The organism is Bacteroides acidifaciens (genome assembly GCF_903181435.1).
Taxonomy (GTDB): Bacteria; Bacteroidota; Bacteroidia; order Bacteroidales; family Bacteroidaceae; genus Bacteroides.
The window spans coordinates 2,897,713-2,919,888 of sequence record NZ_CAEUHO010000001.1 but is presented as its reverse complement, the minus strand read 5'-3'; the positions used below and the strand labels follow the sequence as shown (position 1 = coordinate 2,919,888).

Annotated in this window: 15 protein-coding genes and 1 pseudogene; 11 read left to right on the top strand and 5 right to left on the bottom strand. The window is 45.0% G+C overall.

Annotated features, from left to right (window positions below; genetic code table 11):
* A pseudogene (locus tag CLIN57ABFB40_RS12240) lies at positions 1-254 on the bottom strand (glycoside hydrolase family 88 protein); the annotation flags it as partial.
* Between the two features lie 233 nt (positions 255-487).
* Here CLIN57ABFB40_RS12240 and CLIN57ABFB40_RS12235 point away from each other — a divergent pair.
* From CLIN57ABFB40_RS12235 to CLIN57ABFB40_RS12185, 11 genes are all read left to right on the top strand, one after another.
* Entirely contained in the window at positions 488-2,329 is a 1,842-nt protein-coding gene (locus CLIN57ABFB40_RS12235; RefSeq protein WP_175630304.1) for a rhamnogalacturonan lyase, read from the top strand.
* A 3-nt stretch (positions 2,330-2,332) separates the two neighbouring features.
* Positions 2,333-3,739: a glycoside hydrolase family 105 protein gene (locus CLIN57ABFB40_RS12230; RefSeq protein WP_175630303.1), complete on the top strand. Its 1,407-nt coding sequence runs from the start codon at positions 2,333-2,335 to the stop codon at positions 3,737-3,739.
* 23 nt (positions 3,740-3,762) lie between these two features.
* Positions 3,763-4,077, top strand: coding sequence for an L-rhamnose mutarotase (gene rhaM / locus CLIN57ABFB40_RS12225; RefSeq protein ID WP_022138180.1), 315 nt, complete (start codon positions 3,763-3,765; stop codon positions 4,075-4,077).
* Between the two features lie 155 nt (positions 4,078-4,232).
* A complete protein-coding gene (locus CLIN57ABFB40_RS12220) occupies positions 4,233-8,537 on the top strand; it encodes a two-component regulator propeller domain-containing protein (protein ID WP_175630302.1) in 4,305 nt (1,434 codons plus the stop codon).
* Positions 8,538-8,680: 143 nt separating this feature from the next.
* Positions 8,681-9,652 carry a polysaccharide deacetylase family protein gene (locus tag CLIN57ABFB40_RS12215; protein ID WP_175630301.1) on the top strand — a complete coding sequence of 324 codons (972 nt, stop codon included), beginning with the start codon at positions 8,681-8,683 and terminating at the stop codon, positions 9,650-9,652.
* 7 nt (positions 9,653-9,659) lie between these two features.
* Complete coding sequence (locus CLIN57ABFB40_RS12210; protein WP_410489597.1) at positions 9,660-10,796, top strand: glycoside hydrolase family 88 protein; 1,137 nt, start codon at positions 9,660-9,662, stop codon at positions 10,794-10,796.
* Between the two features lie 172 nt (positions 10,797-10,968).
* The gene (locus CLIN57ABFB40_RS12205) at positions 10,969-11,919 is read left to right on the top strand and encodes a fimbrillin family protein (protein ID WP_175630299.1); all 951 of its coding nucleotides are present in this window, start codon (positions 10,969-10,971) and stop codon (positions 11,917-11,919) included.
* A 30-nt stretch (positions 11,920-11,949) separates the two neighbouring features.
* Positions 11,950-12,837 (top strand): fimbrillin family protein, encoded by an 888-nt coding sequence (locus CLIN57ABFB40_RS12200; RefSeq protein WP_175630298.1) that lies wholly within the window; start codon positions 11,950-11,952, stop codon positions 12,835-12,837.
* A gap of 21 nt (positions 12,838-12,858) precedes the next feature.
* Entirely contained in the window at positions 12,859-14,463 is a 1,605-nt protein-coding gene (locus tag CLIN57ABFB40_RS12195; protein WP_175630297.1) for a fimbrillin family protein, read from the top strand.
* A 21-nt stretch (positions 14,464-14,484) separates the two neighbouring features.
* Positions 14,485-15,765 (top strand): rhamnogalacturonan acetylesterase, encoded by a 1,281-nt coding sequence (locus CLIN57ABFB40_RS12190; RefSeq protein WP_175630296.1) that lies wholly within the window; start codon positions 14,485-14,487, stop codon positions 15,763-15,765.
* Positions 15,766-15,807: 42 nt separating this feature from the next.
* Positions 15,808-16,581, top strand: a complete 774-nt coding sequence (locus CLIN57ABFB40_RS12185) for a hypothetical protein (RefSeq protein ID WP_175630295.1) — start codon at positions 15,808-15,810, stop codon at positions 16,579-16,581.
* A gap of 106 nt (positions 16,582-16,687) precedes the next feature.
* Here CLIN57ABFB40_RS12185 and CLIN57ABFB40_RS12180 read toward each other — a convergent pair whose 3' ends face one another.
* From CLIN57ABFB40_RS12180 to CLIN57ABFB40_RS12165, 4 genes are all read right to left on the bottom strand, one after another.
* A complete protein-coding gene (locus CLIN57ABFB40_RS12180; protein ID WP_175630294.1) occupies positions 16,688-16,894 on the bottom strand; it encodes a DUF3791 domain-containing protein in 207 nt (68 codons plus the stop codon).
* Between the two features lie 16 nt (positions 16,895-16,910).
* Entirely contained in the window at positions 16,911-17,159 is a 249-nt protein-coding gene (locus CLIN57ABFB40_RS12175; RefSeq protein ID WP_175630293.1) for a DUF3791 domain-containing protein, read from the bottom strand.
* 152 nt (positions 17,160-17,311) lie between these two features.
* Positions 17,312-18,916, bottom strand: coding sequence for a RagB/SusD family nutrient uptake outer membrane protein (locus tag CLIN57ABFB40_RS12170; protein ID WP_175630292.1), 1,605 nt, complete (start codon positions 18,914-18,916; stop codon positions 17,312-17,314).
* 15 nt (positions 18,917-18,931) lie between these two features.
* The gene (locus CLIN57ABFB40_RS12165; RefSeq protein WP_175630291.1) at positions 18,932-22,063 is read right to left on the bottom strand and encodes a SusC/RagA family TonB-linked outer membrane protein; all 3,132 of its coding nucleotides are present in this window, start codon (positions 22,061-22,063) and stop codon (positions 18,932-18,934) included.
* Positions 22,064-22,176: the final 113 nt, after the last annotated feature.

Genomic DNA, 22,176 nt, shown 5'->3' with positions numbered 1-22,176 from the left:
CGCGGATAAATGCCATATAAAGACATCAGTCCTTCATAATATACACCGCGTGTCCATATATTGCTGGGACGTACACGACCGTAGAAACTGGGAATGGTATAATCGGCATACTTCTTCATAAAGTAGTCGTTTACCTTTATAATAGTCTCTAAAGTCTCTTTTTGTGCAGGCAGCTCTTGTGCCGCGACCGGATTTGCGGGCGTCAGGCAAAAAAGAAGTGTTACTGTAAAGAATGAGAATAGTGATTTCTTCATGGTGCAATAGTTATGTTTTATTAGTTCACTGTTTATAATAAATTCCAATCGCAAAGGTAAGGGACGTTCTTTTCTTTTTCAATGGATTTCCGTGCATATGTCTTTAATTTCGTTCACAAAGTGGCTGGAATTTGCTTTAAAAGTATATTTCTACATATATCTGTACGATATTCTATTTTATCGATAGCCCGCGTCCCTTACTTTTGTGTTGTAATTTGATAAACGATAAAACTATGAAGTACATAACTGTCTTTTTAAATCTATGTCTGATGGCTGCTTCTTTAGTAGCCCAGCCAAACTACGACTTTACGAAATTGAAACGTGAACATTTGGGACGTGGCGTGATTGCCATTCGTGAGAACCCTTCTACGGTAGCCGTTTCCTGGCGTTATCTTTCTTCCGACCCGATGAATGAATCATTTGATATATATAGGAATGGTGAAAAGATAAATAAGCACCCGGTGAAAGACGCCACTTTCTTTCAGGATACTTATGCAGGGACAGAGCCTGCCCTTTATACCGTCAAAGCTGTCAAAGGAAAGACCGAAAGCAACTATCAACTGCCGGCAAATGCCCCGGCAGGTTATCTGAATATTCCGTTGAATCGTCCGGAAGCCGGAACAACCCCGTCGGGACAAAGTTATTTCTATGCTCCGAATGATGCAAGTGTCGGTGATGTGGACGGCGACGGTGAATACGAGATTATTCTGAAATGGGACCCGAGCAACGCGCATGATAATTCGCATGACGGCTATACGGGAGCTGTCATTTTTGATTGCTATAAACTGAACGGACAGCACCTGTGGCGTATCGACCTGGGAAAGAACGTACGTGCCGGAGCGCATTACACTCAATTTATGGTTTATGACCTGGACGGTGATGGTCGCGCGGAAGTTGTGATGAAAACCTCAGACGGAACTGTGGACGGAACAGGAAAAATGATTGGTGACGCCGATGCCGACTACCGGAATCCACAGGGACGTATCCTGACAGGCTCTGAATATCTCACCGTCTTTAACGGACTGACAGGAGCAGCCATGAAAACGATTGACTATATCCCCGAACGTGGCAACTTAATGGACTGGGGCGATAACCGTGCAAACCGAAGTGACCGCTTTCTGGCATGCGTAGCTTATCTGGACGGAGTTCATCCGAGCATCGTGATGTGCCGCGGCTATTATACCCGTACTGTACTGGCAGCTTTCGACTGGGACGGGAAAGAACTGAAACAACGTTGGATATTCGATAGTAACAACCCCGGATGCGAAGACTATGCCGGACAGGGAAACCATAACTTGCGGGTAGGCGATGTGGACGGTGACGGATGCGATGAAATCATCTATGGTTCATGCGCTATCGACCATAATGGCAAAGGGCTTTATTCTACCAGAATGGGACATGGAGACGCTATTCACCTGACTCATTTCGACCCTTCGCGCAAAGGCCTGCAAGTATGGGACTGCCACGAAAACAAACGGGACGGAAGTACATACAGGGATGCGGCAACCGGAGAAATCCTGTTTCAAATAAAGAGTAATATAGATGTCGGACGCTGCATGGCGGCCGATATTGACCCTACTTATCCGGGTGTTGAAATGTGGTCTTTAGCTTCCGGTGGAATCAGAAGTGTGAAAGGAGAAGTCGTAAAAGAACGGGTGAGGGGATTGTCTTGTAATATGGCTGTTTGGTGGGACGGTGATTTACTGCGTGAATTGCTGGATAAGAATATCGTGAGCAAATACAACTGGGAGAAAGGAATCTGTGAACGCATCGCCATTTTCGAGGGCGCCCTCTCCAATAACGGAACGAAAGCGACTCCTTGCCTGCAAGGGGACATTATCGGTGACTGGCGCGAAGAAGTACTGCTACGTACAGCCGATAACACAGCTTTGCGACTTTACGTTTCCACCATTCCCACAGACTACCGCTTCCATACTTTCCTGGAAGACCCGGTGTACCGTATCAGCATTGCGACCCAAAATGTCGCTTATAACCAGCCCACACAACCCGGATTCTACTTCGGCCCCGAATTAAAGGGTACCGTATTCAGAGGATGTAAAATACCTAAAAAATAAAATATGAATATCCGTATCATAGCCATTGCTTCATTACTGATAGCCTTGCCTGTCAGCGCGCAGAAAAAGAAAACGGTAGTAAATGACTCAAATATACCTTTGCATTTGCTGCAACCTGCCTATCAGGGTACTTACGGTGACTTGACCCCCGAACAGGTGAAGAAAGACGTAGACCGTGTGTTTGCCTATATAGATAAGGAGACTCCCGCCCGTGTAGTAGACAAGAACACAGGAAAACTGATAACCGATTATACTGCCATGGGAGAGGAAGCGCAACTGGAACGCGGTGCTTTCCGTCTGGCAAGCTACGAATGGGGAGTGACCTATTCCGCCTTGATAGCGGCAACCGAAGCTACCGGCGACCAGCGTTATATGAACTATGTACAGAACCGTTTCCGCTTTCTGGCGGAAGTAGCGCCACATTTCAAGCGAGTGTACCAAGAGAAAGGGACAACCGACCCCCAACTGTTGCAAATCCTTACTCCTCATGCACTGGATGATGCAGGAGCGGTATGCGCAGCCATGATAAAAGTCCGTCTGAAAGACGGTTCGCTTCCTGTAGACGGCTTGATTGACAACTATTTCGACTTTATCATAAACAAGGAATACCGTCTGGCGGACGGAACTTTTGCCCGTAATCGCCCACAGCACAATACGCTCTGGCTGGATGATATGTTTATGGGAATCCCCGCAGTAGCGCAGATGAGCTGCTATGATAAGGCTCAAAAGGAGAAATACTTGGCAGAAGCAGTAAGACAATTCCTGCAATTTGCCGACCGTATGTTTATTCCTGAAAAAGGACTGTATCGCCACGGTTGGGTGGAAAGCAGCACCGACCATCCTGCTTTCTGCTGGGCACGTGCCAACGGCTGGGCAATGCTGACAGCCTGCGAACTGCTCGACGTATTGCCGGAAAACTATCCCCAACGTGCGAAAGTTATGGACTACTTCCGTGCTCATGTGCGTGGCGTGACAGCCTTGCAGAGTGGAGAAGGGCTTTGGCCCCAACTGCTCGACCGTAACGATTCTTATCTTGAAACTTCCGCTACCGCAATTTATGTCTACTGCCTGGCGCATGCCATTAATAAAGGCTGGATTGATGCAATCGCTTATGGCCCTGTCGCTCATCTGGGCTGGCATGCCGTAGCCGGGAAAATCAATGCGGAAGGTCAGGTGGAAGGTACTTGTGTCGGTACGGGAATGGCTTTCGACCCTGCTTTTTATTATTACCGTCCGGTCAATGTATATGCGGCGCACGGATACGGCCCGGTGCTTTGGGCGGGTGCGGAAATGATTCGCTTGTTGAAGAACCAGTATCCGCAGATAAACGACAGCGCCGTTCAATATTATCAAGTAAAACAAAAGACGACGGCTCCTATCTTCGCCGTCGATACGGAAGACACTAAGTAATTAACTTTAAATAGATTGGAACCATGAAACGAGAAGCATTTAAGATGTATTTGAAACCCGGTTGCGAAGCCGAATACGAAAAGAGACATGCCGCCATCTGGCCCGAACTGAAAGCGTTGCTTTCAAAGAACGGCGTGTCGGACTACTCCATTTACTGGGACAAGGAGACGAATATCCTTTTCGCCTTCCAAAAGACGGAAGGGGATGCAGGTTCACAGGATTTGGGCAATACGGAGATTGTACAGAAATGGTGGGATTACATGGCGGACATCATGGAAGTGAATCCGGACAATTCGCCGGTATCCATTCCTTTGCCGGAAGTGTTTCATATGGATTGATTTTTCTAGTAATTAGGTTGAATTGATAGTGTAGGGGAATGTTTGGTAGGAAATACAAGCATTCTCCTCATGCCATTTTAATGGAGTGTTTCTTTCTTATTCCAACTATCTTGATTATTTTTGTCCAACATTTATTATTAATCTTGGAATCTATTATGACTCAAAGACACCTTTCACTCTTCCTCTTTCTCGTTTGTTTTGTGCTGAATGCTTATGGTGCAATAGAACTCCGTTCCACACAAATGAGAACCAGTGACGGTCTTCCCAATAACTCTGTCCGGTACATTTACCAGGATAGCAAAGGCTTCCTGTGGCTGGCTACCTTGAACGGGCTAAGCCGTTATGACGGCAACTCTTTCCTTACCTTCCGTCCGGAAGCCGGAGACATGGTTTCTTTGGCAGACAACCGGATTTATGACCTGACCGAAGATAAAGACGGTTTCCTGTGGATTTCCACCACACCGGAATTATATAGCTGTTACGATTTGCAACGTGCCCGTTTTATTGATTATACCGGGTGTGGCGAGTCGAGACAGAACTATTCGAAAGTATTCGTAGCCGCCAACGGAGATGTGTGGCTGCACCATTCGGGAAACGGCTGTCGCCAAATGAACCATCAACCGGATGGCGGAATGACCTCTACCGTATTCAGAACCGAACGTGGCAATCTGCCGGACAACAGGGTGAAATTTGTTAATGAGGATGCCAGCGGTCGCATTTGGATTGGAACGCAATGCGGCCTAGTCTCTGTCACCAACGGACAATACCGGATAGAAGACCGTCTAATCCATTTCACTTCTTCCCTGGCTTACAAAGATGATATGTATTTCCTGACTGCCGACGGGGACATCTATCTTTATCAGTCTGCCACCCAAAAGATGCAGAAACAAGCTTCTCTTGCCGTTGTCGCGGGAAAGACTTCGCCCACCGGCAACTTTCTGCTAAAGGATAAATGGGTCATTCTGACTACTACCGGAGTATATACGTACGATTTTAACACCGGTGACGTTCAGGCGGATTCCCGCATGGACATCAAGAAAGGCGAACTGATACGTGACAATCACGGTGACTATTGGATATACAACCATACGGGACACCTTACCTATGTACTTGCCGAAACAGGAGAAATCAAGGATTTCCAGTTGATTCCGCAGGACAAGATAAGCTACATCGACTTCGAACGTTATCACATCGTCCATGACTCCCGCGGAATTATCTGGATTTCGACCTACGGTAACGGTCTTTTCGCCTATAATACCGCCGAAGACAAACTGGAACACTTCGTTGCCAATATAAATGACCAAAGCCATATCAGTTCGGACTTCCTGCTTTATGTCATGGAAGACCGTGCCGGTGGTATCTGGGTAGCTTCCGAGTATTCGGGCTTATCCCGCATTTCCGTCTTGAATGAAGGAACTTCCCGTATCTATCCCGAATCCCGTGATTTGTTTGACCGTTCGAACACCATCCGTATGCTCACTAAAATGTCGAACGGTGATATCTGTGTCGGTACACGTAAAGGGGGGCTTTACACCTTCGATTCCAATCTCCGCTCGAAGATGACCAATCAATATTTCCATTCCAATATTTATGCTATTGCCGAGGACGGGCAAGGGCGAATGTGGACGGGAACCCGTGGAAACGGACTGAAAGTAGGGGATACCTGGTATTATAATAATCCTTCCGACCTCACGGCTTTGTCCGACAATAATGTCTTTGCGATTTACCGCGACCGCAAAGAACGTATGTGGATAGGGACATTCGGCGGCGGGCTTGAACTGGCAGAACCTACGCCGGACGGCAAGTATAAATTCCGTCACTTCTTCCAGCAGACATTCGGATTGCGAATGGTGCGCGTGATAGAGGAAGACGAGAACGGGATGGTTTGGGTAGGAACCAGCGAAGGCATCTGCATCTTTCATCCCGATTCATTGATTGCCGATTCTGATAATTATCACCTGTTCAGCTACACGAACGGCAAGTTTTGCAGTAACGAAATCAAGTGCATCTACCGGGATACGAAAGGACGTATGTGGATTGGCACATCCGGTTCGGGACTGAATCTTTGTGAGCCTCAGGATAATTACAACTCTTTGAAGTATGAGCATTACGGCACTTCCGAAGGACTGGTCAACGATGTGATTCAATCTATTCTCGGAGACAAGAACGGAAATATCTGGGTGGCTACCGAGTATGGTATCTCCAAGTTTAACCCGGCCAATCATTCTTTCGAGAATTATTTCTTCTCTTCCTATACCTTGGGGAATGTGTACAGCGAGAATAGTGCCTGCATGCGCGAAGACGGAAAGTTATTGTTTGGAACAAACTACGGTCTGATTGTCATCGACCCCGAAAAGATACAGGATAGTGAGAGTTTTTCTCCGGTGGTCTTCACCGACTTGTATGTCAACGGAACCCAGATGAATCCGCAAATGGAAGATTCTCCCTTGAAGCAGTCACTTGCCTATTCGGATGAAATCACTTTGAAATATTTTCAGAACTCATTTCTGATAGACTTCTCTACCTTTGATTATTCCGATAGCGGACATACGAAGTATATGTACTGGCTGGAGAACTACGACCAGGGTTGGAGTGCGCCTTCTCCTTTGAATTTCGCTTCTTTCAAATACTTGAATCCGGGGACATATGTGCTTCATGTCAAATCGAGCAACGGGTCGGGCATTTGGAACGATAGCGAGACTACATTGAAGATTGTGGTTGTCCCGCCATTTTGGAAGACTACCTGGGCGATGCTGTGTTATGTATTGCTGTTGATTGTAGCCTTATATTTTGCTTTCCGCATTGTCCGCAACTTTAATGGGCTGCGCAACCGCATCAATGTGGAAAAGCAGTTGACCGAATATAAACTGGTGTTCTTCACCAATATCTCCCACGAATTCCGTACCCCGCTTACATTGATTCAGGGAGCACTGGAGAAAATACAGCGCGTCACGGATATTCCGCGCGAACTTATATATCCGTTGAAGACGATGGATAAGAGCACGCAACGTATGTTGAGGCTTATCAACCAGTTGTTGGAATTCAGAAAGATGCAGAACAATAAACTGGCACTTTCTCTGGAAGAAACCGATGTAATCTCGTTCCTTTATGAAATATTCCTGAGCTTCGGCGACGTGGCGGAACAGAAGAACATGAATTTCCGTTTCCTGCCTTCCGTGCCTTCCTATAAGATGTTCATCGACAAGGGAAATCTGGATAAGGTGACTTACAACCTGCTTTCCAATGCATTCAAATATACGCCTTCCAACGGCACTATCATCCTTTCGGTGAACGTGGACGAAGCCCGGAAAACATTGCAGATTCAAGTTTCGGATACGGGAGTCGGTATCCCCAAAGAGAAACAGAATGAACTGTTCAAGCGCTTTATGCAGAGCAACTTCTCCGGTGACAGTATCGGTGTAGGTCTGCATTTGAGCCACGAACTGGTATCGGTGCATAAGGGTACGATTGAATATAAGGACAACGAAGGCGGCGGTTCCGTATTTACCGTATGTATCCCGACGGACAAGGCGGTTTATGCGGAGAAAGACTTTTTGATTCCCGGCAACGTATTGCTGAAAGAAGCGGACGGACAGGCGCATCATTTATTGCAACTCTCGGAAGAACTTCCCGACCCGGAAAAGCTGCCTGCTCCTTTGAACAAACGGAAAGTCCTGATTATTGAGGACGACAACGATATCCGTGAATTCCTGAAAGAAGAAGTGGGAGACTATTTTGAAGTAGAAGTGGCTGCCGACGGAACATCCGGCTTTGAGAAAGCGCGTACGTCCGAAGCAGACCTGATAATCTGCGATGTGCTTATGCCGGGAATGACAGGATTTGAAGTAACCCGGAAACTGAAATCGGATTTCGATACAAGCCATATCCCTATCATCCTGCTGACTGCATTAAGCTCACCGGAAAAACATTTGGAAGGTATCGAAGCGGGAGCGGACGCCTATATCGCAAAGCCATTCAGCGTAAAACTGCTATTGGCACGTGTGTTCCGTTTGATAGAGCAACGCGACAAACTGCGTGAGAAGTTCTCCAGCGAACCGGGTATCGTGCGTCCTGCCATGTGCACTACCGACCGGGATAAGGAATTTGCCGACCGGTTGGCTGCTATCCTTGAACAGAACCTCGCCCGTCCTGAATTTTCTATTGACGAGTTTGCGCAGCTTATGAAGTTGGGACGAACGGTCTTCTACCGGAAGCTGCGCGGTGTGACCGGATATTCGCCGAATGAATACTTGCGTGTGGTGCGGATGAAGAAAGCGGCGGAACTGCTGCTCTCGGAAGATAACCTGACTGTTGCGGAAGTATCCTATAAAGTTGGTATCAGCGACCCGTTCTATTTCAGCAAATGTTTTAAGGCGCAGTTCGGCGTAGCACCGTCTGTTTATCAGCGTGGGGTGAATACGGATGCCGCTTCTTCGGAGCCACAGGAATCGGATTCATAGCGATAATATTACATATTGGATAATTTTCCTTGTATTTGTGTACAATAGTCTATTGTACAAGAGAGGAAGTACGCCTATTTTTGCAAAGTAAATAGTGCGTCACTAGATTTTTGTATCCATATATTTAATCATTTGATAGAACCATGAAAACTCTTTCTTTCTTTATCCTAGTTTCTTTCTTCTGCATTTTCTGTACCGGTACTACCTTGTCGGCAGCGGACTGGAAAGTCTATGTCGCCAAATACAGGCAGGACAAGACTTGCGCTATCTCCTATACTTTTGATGACGGTTTGGCGGAACATTCCACGGTAGCTGCGCCGGAATTGGAAAAGCGTGGCTTTAGGGGGACATTTTGGATATGCGGCTATTATACGGAACAAGGGGCATCGTCCAAATTACCCCGGATGACTTGGGGCGAACTGAGGAAAATGGCAAAGAACGGACACGAGATTTCCAACCATAGCTGGACACATAAGAATGCGAAACGACTGACGTTGGAACAGGTGAAGACGGAAATAGAAAAGAATGACAGTGCGATTTTTGCCAATATAGGTGCGATGCCTGTCACTTACTGCTATCCCTATAATTATAAAACCGATGAAATCGTGGAACTGGCTTCCAAAAACAGGGTCGGAACACGTACCAGGCAGATTTCAATCGGTAGCAAATCGACTCCCCAACGATTTGCCAAATGGTTGGATGATTTGATGAAAAAAGGGGAATGGGGAGTAGGCATGACGCATGGAATCAATTACGGATATGATGCTTTTAAGGAACCGTCCCTGTTTTGGGAACATTTGGACAAGGTGAAAAGCCTGGAAGATAAGATTTGGGTAGGTACGTTCCGTGAAGTGGCCGCTTATATAAGGGAGAGAGACGATATTCGGTTGAAAGTATCGGAAACAAAGAAAGGCTTGACGATTACTCCTGAAATGACAGTAGACAAGAAACTGTTTACAGAACCGTTGACAATGGTGATTGAATGTAAAGGAGTAGGGGAAGTATTCGTGAAACAAGGCAGGAAGCCACTGCCGGCACATATCTCAGGAGAGAAAGTCCTTTTCGATTTCAATCCGTATGCAGGGAAAATCAAAGTAAGTTTTAAATATAAATAATCCAAGAATGTCCATGAAGAATATTTTCGTACTATTATTCTTTTTCATCTTGACAGGTTCTGTCAGTGTGAATGCTCAGACATTACCCGACCAAAAAGAAACGTTGGCGGTAATGAAGAAAGTGAACGGTTACTTTATGAAGAAGTATGCTGACTATACCATCCCCAGTTTTTATGGCCGTGTACGCCCCAGCAATATATGGACACGCGGTGTATATTATGAAGGACTGATGTCTTTATATGGCATTTATCCGCACGAAGATTATTATCGCTATGCCTACGACTGGGCGGACTTCCACAAATGGGGAATGAGAAACGGCAACACCACCCGCAACGCGGACGACCACTGCTGCGGACAAACTTATATCGACCTGTATAATATATGTCCGTCCGACCCGAACATGATTCGGAATATCAAGGCGAGCATCGACATGGTGGTGAACACTCCGCAAGTAAATGACTGGTGGTGGATTGACGCCGTACAAATGGCAATGCCTATCTTCGCCAAGTTCGGCAAAATGACCGGAGAGCAGAAATACTATGACAAGATGTGGGACATGTATTATTATACACGCAGCCAGCACGACGAGACGGGTATGTTCAACCCCAAAGACGGTCTGTGGTGGCGCGACCAGGATTTTAACCCGCCATATAAGGAGCCGAATGGCGAGGATTGTTACTGGAGCCGCGGGAACGGCTGGGTATATGCCGCCTTGGTACGTGTACTGGATGAAATCCCTGCTGACGAGAAACACCGTCAGGACTATATTAACGACTTCCTGACCATGAGCAAGGCATTGAAGAAGTGCCAGCGTGAAGACGGTTTCTGGAATGTCAGCCTTCATGACCCTACGAACTTCGGCGGGAAAGAGACTTCCGGCACGGCACTGTTTGTCTACGGAATGGTTTGGGGAGTTCGCAACGGACTGCTTGACCGAAAGGAGTATCTTCCGGTTGCTTTAAAGGCATGGAATGCAATGGTGAGAGATGCCGTTCATCCGAACGGATTCCTGGGATATGTACAGGGCACGGGTAAGGAGCCTAAAGACGGGCAGCCTGTTACTTATAAGAGTGTACCCGACTTTGAGGATTACGGTGTAGGTTGTTTCCTGCTTGCCGGGACGGAAGTGTACAAGCTGAAATAATAGAATAATATACACTTCTCCCTAGGTAATTATACTCCGGCGGGCTTACTTCCCTTGAATGGATAATTGCCAAGGTATTTGCGTACAATCGTCCATTGTGTACTTCAATAAGTACGTCTACATTTGCGGAAGTAAAAAATCAAAAGAACAATAACTTAAAATGAAGACATCAATGAAAAACATGTATTTAGCAGCCGCTATGCTAGTGTCATTAGCTTTCTCAGCTTGCAGTGACGAAGAATCGGGAAAAGCAGACCGCGCTTATAAGCCCATCGAAATTTTTGGAAATATCGACGAAGTGTTGGACAATGTTCAGAAATTCCGTGCTGTCGGTGCGGCGTGGGGGACGGACGACCGTATCGGAGTGACTGTTGAAGCGGACGAGGATAATGCGACGCTTAACGCAGTGGACACCTATATTAATATCCAGTACCGCAATGAAAACGGAAATGCGTTTCGTGTTGTGAATGAAGGTTCGACAGACAATAATATCCGTTTGAAAGGAGAAGGTGAGTTTACCTTGAATGCTTATTATCCTTATCAGGGTGAGAATGGAACTTTGCCGGGTACGGAAGGTGTGATAGCAAAAACGATAAGCGGCTCAGACCAGACTGCGGACAAACAGCCTCAAATAGACTTCTTATTCGCGAAGGCTACCGGGATTCGTGCCGAAGCTCCCGTTACATTTGACTTCTCACACAAAATGACCAAGATAATACTGAAGTTCAAGGCAACCAACGGTGCCACACTGAACAATATGAAAGTCTATCTGAAAAGCCTGCAACTCGAAGGAACTTTCAACGTGACTACCGGTGAGGCTGTTGCCAAGGGCGTCGCTACCCCTAACTCTGAATTGAGTATGGATATTACTAAACCGGCAGAAGGTGAAATGACTGCGTCTATTATTCTCTTCCCGCAGGATATGCCGGCGGAAGTATTGCTGGAAGTAAGGATGAATGATGAGACATATACTCAATATATGCCTGTTCAGAATTTGGAGAGCGGACATGCTTATCCTTATAATGTGACATTCGAAAATCCGGCAATGACAATCACCAAAGCGGAGATTGAAGATTGGATAGTCGAAGATGATAAAGATGTGACAGCTTCGGTTACTGAATAAACGAGTGATAAGGATTCAAAAAGGAACGATATGAAAAGACAAGACTTATGGCTCGGCAGCTTATTGGCGGTGGCAGGCTTCTTCGGAGCATGTACCAATGTAGTGGAAGACGAGTTTCAGAATAATAAATATCCGCTGGAGTTGACAGCGGAAAAGTCCGGTATGACTTTCACACGCGGTATCGGTGAAAAGACTGAGTGGAACGGGGGAGAATCCGTTTCCCTTTATGACGGTTTCTCACAGAAACTGTATGAGGTTTCTCAGTCGGGAGAAATGAGTGCCAAGAATAACGACCCTCTTTATTGGTACACGACCACAGAGGAAGAAACTTTGTTTGCCTGGTATCCTTCTTCGGAAACCTTATTGACTGAATGGGCGGTAGCCGCCGACCAGACTACTGATGAAGCCTATCAAAACTCGGATTTTCTTTATGCCTATGAGAAGATGAAATTCCGTAGCGAACGGAAGCTTAAATTCCGTCATGGAACGGTAAAACTGATTATCAACGTGAAGGGTGACGGCGATACGGTGTCCGAAGAAGATTTGAATGGCGTTGTCTTTACTGTAAATGCAGTGACAAAGGGGACAATGACAGAGGGTAAATTGCAATCGGTCGCAGGTGCCGGAACGGCAGTGATGAAACCTTATCTGTTAAACGCTAGAGAGGGATATGCCTATTCTTTCCAGTTGTTGACGATTCCACAAGATATGTCCAGTAAGTTGTTCTTTAAGGTTGTGTTGAAAGACGGCAGGACTTTCGGGCATACACCGGGCAATGGAGAGGGAATCTTGGAAGGCGGACACCAATATACATACAATGTAGGAGTTGGTAAGCCGGGACTGAAAGTGACCATAGAGAAAGATTCTGTTTCGTGGGATGGTGATGATGAGGAAGTGGAAGGAACTGATAAGGAATAATATTCAAAATTTGAAGCGAAGATGAAACAATATAAACTTATACAAGTAGCTTTGCTGGCAATCCTGTTGTTCAGTTGGGCTGGTTGTTCTCAGAATGAAGAAGAAGTTCCGGGAAATGCACAGAACGGAATTGTACTAAATGTGACTGACACAGGTCTGATTAGCAATGAACCGTCTACACGTACGGAAGATACGGGATTCGTCACGACCTTTACTCAGGGCGACCAAATCGGATTGTTTGCCGTGAAAGACGGTGCGATATTGGACGAAATCAATAATATGCCTTTTACTTTCAATGGTTCGAGTTGGTCGGGCAAACCGATATTGTATGATGAGCGCCTGGCGGGAGTGACTTTCTATGCTTATTACCCTTATCAACCGGATATGAGCGGTAAGACAGATTTGGCAGGCGATGATTTCTTTGCTCCTCTGGTAGCCGCCTGGGAACTGACTACGGAGCAGAGTGACCAAAAAGCGTATGCGAAACAGGATTTGATGACCTCAAATGCAACCGCATTGATTGGTGAGAACGGAAACTACTCATTAAGCTTTCAGTTGACGCACCGTATGAGTCTGGTGGTTGTGAAGCTGCCTTCCACCCGTTATATCTTTACGGATGCCGAAGGAGTGGCAATGCCGGAAGAAATTCCTTATGTTGCCATGCCTGTTGATGTAGCTTTCTATCTTGACAATGTGGGCGAAGGAAATAAAATAGCTCCTTATTATGATGCAAAGCAGGATGAATACCGTTTATTAAGAAAACCGTCATCGGAGAATCAGATTATCGGTCATTACAATGACAAGCAATGTACGCTTGATACGGCGGAAAAGATGAAAGAAGGAAAGTATAAACGTTTTGTTGTTGATGGTGGATATAAAGAGGTGACACATCATCTACAGGTAGGTGATTATTATTATGCGGATGGCAGTGTGGTAAGTGGCAGTGAAGGAGAACCTTCCAAAGATAATTGTATTGGAGTAGTTTGTTGGGTAGGAAATCCAATGCCTTCCGTATTATATAAAGATGTTGTAGGGACTCCCTATACAGCCGAAAATGATGCATTACTTCGTTCACATCCTAATTGTGTTCATGGATTAGTTTTAAGTCTTTACACAGAGACAGGCAAATTCTCTCCTGCTTTGACTAAAAGTATGCATGACTGGTTTGTAACAACTCCGTTTGCTTCTTCATATGTTGCAATAACAGGATATTATGATACGAACGAAAGTAGTAAGAATAAGCCGCTTCGTTTTTTAGGATATAATAACTCGGAAATCTTAGATTTGTATTACAATGAATTCAAAACTGATTTTGAATGTTTCAGTTATCAGAATGATTGTGAGAATGATTTTCCGGCACCACCTGTTTCTACAGGTTGGTATGTACCTTCTAGTGGAGAACTTATTGCTTTGCAAGATAAAGAAAATTCTTTAGAGACTAAGTTGAATTCTAAACTGATTAAAGTATCGGATAACATAATGGATATATCTGCTACCTATTGGAGTAGTACAGAGCGAAATAATAAGAATATGTATATTGTTACTTATTCAAAGACCGCTGGCTCGGCAGGAACGGGAGGTATAAAGACGAATAGCTACACTTATCGTTTCTTCTTGGGATTCTAATTCTATAATATTTGTATGATAATGAAAAGGATAATTCTTTTTATAAATATCTTATTATTAGTTGGCCACTCTTTTGTACAGGCACAAGTCTATAAATTCGACTTTACTTCCGACAAGAAAGTAAAAGAGGGATATACTAAAGTGACGTCTGGAACCTTGTTCAACGAAGAACAGGGTTACGGATACGACCTGCAACCGGCATGGGACGGAAAAAGCAACCAACCTTTCTTCTTCTCCGTCAATGTTCCCGACGGTAACTATAAAGTAACCGTCACTCTTGGCAGCAAGGATTCAGCCGGAAATACTACGGTACGTGCCGAATCCCGCCGTCTGTTTATAGAGAATCTTCCAACTAAGAAAGGAGAAACGCTTGTTGAATCTTTCACTGTCAACAAACGGAATATGTATATCAACGGGAAGCAAAAAGTCAAAATCAAACCGCGTGAAAAGAATAAGTTGAACTGGGATGAAAAGCTGACACTCGAATTCAACGGTGATGCTCCGCGCATAACTTCCTTGGTTATTGAACGTACAGATAAAGTTCCCACCATTTTCCTTTGCGGCAACTCCACCGTAGTGGATTATGACAACGAACCTTGGGCTGCCTGGGGACAAATGTTCCCACGTTGGTTCACCGACGGGATAGCTATTGCCAATTATGCCGAATCCGGAGAATCCGCTAATACCTTTATTGGTGCCGGACGTTTGAAAAAAGCCCTGACACAGATGAAGAAAGGCGATTATCTCTTTATGGAGTTCGGGCACAACGACCAGAAGCAGAAAGGTCCCGGTAAAGGAGCTTTCTATTCTTTCATGTATAATCTGAAAATTTATATTGATGAAGCACGTTCCAGAGGTGCGTATCCTGTATTAGTGACTCCGACGCAACGCCGTCGCTTCGACAAGAATGGCAAGATAATGAACACTCACCTTGATTATCCCGATGCGATTCGTTGGTTGGCAGAAAAAGAAAACGTACCTTTGATTGATTTGAATGAAATCAGTCGTACGCTTTATGAAGCAATGGGTGAAGACGGCTCTAAACATGCGTTCGTGCATTATCCAGCCAATACTTATCCGGGACAGACAAAGGAACTGAAAGATAATTCCCACTCCAATACTTTCGGTGCTTATGAACTGGCTAAATGTATTATTGAAGGTATGAAGAAAGCTGATTTGGATGCGGTGAAGTTCTTGAAAAAGGATTATAAAGGATTCAATCCTGCTCGTCCCGACAGATTCGAAGACTTCAAATGGAATCTTTGCCCGTTTACGGAGATAGAGAAACCGGACGGTAATTAATATAAATAACGCGGATTAAAAACATAAAATAGAAGAGGAATTATGAGAAAAGTATTTGTATCAATGGCGTTGGCGGTACTTGCATTGGGAAGCCAGGCGCAAGTTTTGAAGAATGACCTGTTGAAAGGTTATAAGGTAGGTGATACTTTGGAGAAAACGGTTTATGATGATAAACGGGCTCCTATTAACGTAGATACCTGGTGCGGCGGCTTTACAGCCAAACCGGTAGAAGGAGCGGTAAGTCCTACTGTCGGAAAGGCTCTGTCTTATGCAGGGTATAATGAAGCGGGATTATCTATTAATTTTGGTTTTCCACAAGGTGTGAAAGGTTCCCGCATCAGTGCGTATTCCTTAGTTGAATCAGGGAAGATGTATTCCAAAGGAACTTATTATCTGGCTTGTCTGGTGAATTTTGCTAAAGTCGGTTCAAGCAATTTGGCAGACTTTTTGGCAGTAAGTGCCAGTTATGTCGGCGGCGGAAATCGTGGACAGGTATATGTCGGACGCGAAGGAAATGATAAAATCAAATTTGCTGTCGGCTTGCTGAAAGAACGCAACGAGGCTCCTATGGTATATGATTATAATACAACGCATCTGCTCGTATTGAAAGTTGATTATGACAAGAACGAGGTTTCTTTATTCGTTGACCCCGAATTAGGTCAGAATGAACCGAAAGCCGATGCGGTGGCAGTTGGTGAAGAAGGTGCTTTGAAAGCCGGTCTGAAAGCTATTTCATTTAGAAACCGTAGTGGTTTCAAGGGAAATATCGGTAGTTTCCGCTTTGCGAAAGACTGGGCTGGTGTTATAGGAAAATAACAGGATAGATAAATCTGTTAAAAAGAAGAGGGGGAAAGTTGCATTGCAGGCAATTTTCCCCCTCTTTGAATAATGGCTGACTTCTCATTTTTTATAGACATTAAGATTACTGCCTATCTTGCAATTCACGTAATACATCATTTATAATATAGGTATCACTCATTAGATGCAGACCGTAGCGGGAATCGTGTAACATGGCGCATACATTTGTTTCATAAAACAGATTTAATGCCCGTTCCGGGCTTATCTCTAATCGGGTTGATAATAATAGGATGATGCGACTGATTTTTCTCCACAGTACTTGTTCTCTCATATATAAAGCTTTCTTTTCATATCTTACTGCCCTCCTGTGCCTCCCAGTTTTTCAAAGCCTCGGCCACATCCTCGCCTACATGTTTTAGGCTTTGCGTGTGCATCACCTCGTAATTGTCTAATAGAAGACGTTTAATTAGGTTCATTTTTTCTAAACGTCGGCGCATTTCCATAGGAAAAATTCCCATTTCTCGTGCTCCAGCTTCTATAGCCATGACTGCAAAGTGAATCTTTTCACTTTCTAGGATATCCGGTTGTTTACACATAAGCGTTAAAATTCAGTTTATGAACAAAGATACTTGATGGCAGGCAAATAAACAACATTGCCGGAACTTTTTTGTATATACAAGTAAAAGTCCTCAAAGCTACCGCCCGAGGACTTTTACTACTAACCTTCAAACAAATTAATCTGCTGCGCTTAATTATATCCTTTGTTCTGTTCATACAATCCTTCTTTTACCTTCATCTGCGAATCGGGTATCGGATAGATGTATGAGTCTTTAGTGACCTGTTTGTACATTTCGTATGTCTCCGGTTTGGTAATAACGCCATTTGCATCAGAGCCATTGCGTTTGAACATATCCTGTAATACGGATACATATCGGTTTTGACGAACCAGGTCATGCCAGCGGATTCCTTCGGATGCCAATTCACGGCGACGTTCAATGTCTACAGAATCTGTGAAATTCTCAATTGTGATGTCATTATCCAAAGCATCCAGTCCGGCACGTTCCCGAATCTTATTCACCATTTCTTTGCCTTTATCGGTGGGTCCTACGATTTCAGCATACATCAACATGACATCTTCCAGACGGATGAGCGGATAATTGATAGGGAAATAAGTACGATCGGCAATCTGACCGTCAATATCCTCATATCCCAAAAGTTTACGTTTCATCTTATGCTCGAAGAATTTGAGGAAGAAGTCACCACCCGTATAAGGGGTACCGTCCTCATCAATAAACTCTGTTGTGTTGATAGTTCCGGCACAACGTTTGTCAATGAACGCTCCTTCTTCGTTGGTTTGCTTGAAGATAGCGTCCAACTGGCTTTCACACCATATTCTGTTTCCGGACATTGCTATATTCGTGTAAGAGTCGTTGACTGCCGGTACGGAATTGAAGACCATAGGGTTGCCGTAGTTTTTGGCTGCAATATACTGGATTTCGAAAATATGATATTTATTATCATTGTCGCTAATCCATACCTTAATCCATTCATCGGACGTACTAGCCCAATATTTATTGTTGGCAAAGGCATAGTCAATCACTTCACTGAATAATTGTTCGGCTAGTGCTTTTTTAGATGTATCCTGTACGGGGTATCCCGCCATTGTCAGATAGACACGACCTAATAAGGACTTTGCGGCAGCCAGTGTAGCGCGTCCGGCTGAAGCGCCGTTTCCTTGATAATTCAGTGGAGTATCTACCAGTTTCTTTACCGCATCTTCCAAGTCCGGGACAATTGCTGTTTCATAAATTTCCACGGGCTCCGATTGCTTGATAGCCATTGCTTCATTGACGGATACCGGCTCCAGTACGATAGGGATACGTCCGAAGTAACGTACTAAGTCGAAATAAGCGAGTGCTCTCAGGAATTTGGCTTCGCCGATAAACTGGTCTTTGATAGCTTCTGAAGAGAAAGTAACTCCTTCTGTTTTGCTAAGGAACATATTCGCACGCGCTACAATCTCGTACAAATCATTCCAAGCACTCGAAAGTGTACTGATTGTAGAAATATTCGGATTGAACGTTCCTATATCGATATAATCGCGTTGTTTATCCGTTGTTTTATCCGTCCATGCATTGTCCGAACGAACTTCAGACATAAGCCAAGAATAGTCCGAAATAGGGAGCAGACCGTTGTAGATACCAATCAGTGCTTGTTCCATTTCACCGGGAGTTGAATAGAAATAATCCGTAGTACGCGTGTCGTTCGGCTCTACTTCCAACCAGCTTTCACATGAGGACAGTGCTAATGTCAGAGCCAATCCTCCACTTATAAGATATTTATATAGTTTCATAGTTTCTTTCTTTTATTAGAATGTAACATTAACTCCTAAAGTAATAACCCGTGCTTGCGGATATGAACCGTAATCATAGTCACCGCTCGAACCGCCGTTGTTCGCTTCCGGTGAGAAACCACCCTCGTACTTGTCCCACATCAGGAGATTTTCGCCTGATAAATAAACACGTGCATTTTGTATGAAGTTCTTTTTGAATGGAAGGCGATAGCCTAATGTGACGTTCTTTATTTTGATAAAGTCGGTATCATATAGCCAGCGGCTGTCGTAGAACTGTCCTGTATTTGCATTGTCGATACCCGGAGTTTTACCGTCGCCCGGTTCGGTTTCCGATTTCCACATATTTTTCCAGTGTGAAAGTACGTTACCGTTGGCTCCCATACCCGGTTTGTCCATTGCACGTCCCAGCACTCCGTAGATATGTCCGCCCGTTTGTCCTGTAATCAGGATAGATAGGTCAAAGTTCTTGTACTTGAAGGTATTTGTCATACCGAAAGTATAGTCCGGGTCGGGTTTACCCATTAAGGTACGGTCGCCGTCATTGATAACTCCGTCACCGTTTGTGTCCCGATAGCGAACGTCACCCACTTTGGTGTTTTGCATTACAGGATATTTCTTTAAGTCAGCCTGTGTTTGGTAAACCCCGACAGCATCATACATATAAAAAGACCTTAAAGGCTGTCCCACCATAAATACTTGCGTTGTTCCGTCGTATCCTGTAAATACTGTGCTGTTGTCATCTCCCAAACTAAGTACCTTATTCTGATTGTAAGAAACGTTCAGAGAAGTAGTCCACTTCAACTTTCCTGTAAGATTCTGTGTCGTCACTTCCAGTTCGAAACCTTTGTTGCGGATAGAACCAATATTTCCCCATGCCTTGGTGAAGCCGAGCAATGCGGGAACACTCACTTGATACAGCAAGTCTTTAGTTGTTTTTACATAATAGTCGGCAGAAATAAAGATACGGTTCTTGAATAATCCCATATCGAAAGCAACGTTCCAACTTTCAGTCTTTTCCCAGCCGAGGTCGGGATTGGCGAGAGAAGTCGGTGCAAAACCGTTGATGATAGTACCGGATGAATAATTGGCGCTGCTTAACTTAGCAAGGGCTGTATTGGTTGGAATGGAGTTGTTACCATTTGCTCCCCAACTGGCACGCAACTTCAATGAATTCATAACGAAGTCTTTCGGCCAGAACTTCTCGTTTGAAATACGATAAGCACCGGAAACGGCAGGGAATACGCCCCATCGGTTCGCTTTACCGAAACGGGAAGAACCATCGCGGCGGATACTTGCTGTCAACAGGTAACGGTCGTCATATTCGTATTGTACACGTCCGAAGTAAGACATCAGTCGGGAAGGAGTGGATATGGATGCTGATGCGGCAGTCAATACAACATCTGCCATATCGAATACCTCCAGTGAATTGTCCGGGAACTGGGTAGCACTTAATCTGCTGGAAGAACCGTTGGAACTTTCCATTGAGTAACCTGCCATTGCACCGATGGTATGTCTGCCGAATGTTTTGCCATAATGCAGGATAGACTGAAGAAGGAATCTATTGCTACGCGCTTCCGTGCGGTTTGCAGTAGTTTTGTATCCTTCACTGTCAGTTCTGTATTTGGTGACACTGCTTGGAATAAACGAACGGCTTTGAGTACTGCTGAAATTATATGAACCGGTGACTTCTGCTTTGAGCCCGTTCCATATGTCCGCTTTAACATAGGCTGCCGAATTGAGGCGGACACTTTCACCGTGATTAGTCACCTCTTCCATATAAGCAATCGGGCTTACCTTGCTGGAACTTGTCCAACGATAATAGCGACGTGAGCCTGCACCTGTATAGATACCTTCTTCCGGTTCGGCCAGCGGAGCCATAGTCAATACGTTAGTCGCCTGGCGGTCTTTGCCGTCTACACGTCCACCGTCACTCCAATTGGCTGAAGGAGCCAAATTCACTCCGACAGTAATCCGGTTGAATATTTTAGACTCTACATTGGCACGGAAATTCAGACGTTTATAGTTACTCTCGATAGCAATACCCTGTTGGTCTGTATATCCCATTGATACACGATATTTGGTATTGCCGCGACCGCTTGAAAGAGATAATTGATAATTCTGTATCGGAGCCAGGCGGAAGAACTCGTCCTGCCAGTCAATTAGCCGGAGATTTCCATAACCGGGTTCTGTCCAGCGGGGGTCGTTCAGGAAGTAATAGCTTTCTTTGCCCCCAATCATTGCCAGGCGGGTGTTGTAATCATCTTCAATAGTTGCCCCCTTGCTTCCATATTGGGAAATATATCTGTTATTATTATAAGCGGTACGGAATTCAATCCATTCTTCCGGTGACAGCACATCTACTTTTCTCTCCAATGACTGAATACCGAATGAAGCCTGGAACTGCACTCTGACCTTATCATCCGCACCGGCTTGCTTGGTAGTAATCAAAACTACACCGTTAGCACCTCGCGAACCATAAATAGCGGATGACGAAGCATCTTTCAAGACTTCGATAGATTGTATATCCCCGGGGTTGAGGCTGCCGAGGTCATCAACGGGAATACCGTCCACTACATATAAAGGAGTGGCGTCCGCATTGATAGAAGCGGCTCCACGCACACGAATCTGCAATTCGGAACCCGGTTCGCCGGTCGTGCTGCGCACTTCCACACCTGCCAGTTGTCCTTGCAGAGAGGAGGCGATGTTTGTCGATGCCCGATCTTCCAGCTTTTCGGCGTTCACTTTGGCAATAGCACCGGTCACGTTTCCTTTCTTGGCACTACCGTATCCGATAGCCACCACCTCGTCCAACGCGATAGCAGATTCCGTCAGCTTGATTTGGAGCGTTTTGTCAGTGATTGTTACAGTTTGAGTATTATATCCGATAAAGGATACTTCCAGCAGTTTGGAACCTTTGGGAGCGGAGAGTACGAATTTTCCGTCTAAATCGGTAATGGTACCTTTGGCGGTTCCTTTCACCATGACGTTTGCACCGATAATCGGTTCATCTTTCTCATCTACCACTACACCTGTCACCGTCCGGTTCTGTGCAAACGACAGGGCAGATTGTACTACGAACAGAGTTGTCAGAAGAAGATATTGTATCTTTCTTCCCAAACTGCCATTTCCATGCAAAATGTTTTTCATGTTAATATCTCTAAGTGATTAAATTAGTAAATAACGGAAGATGCAGACACGGTTTACTGTTTGTCTGACTTCCTCTGCAAAGGAAGCGTATTAGAAGAAATTACGCTCAAGTA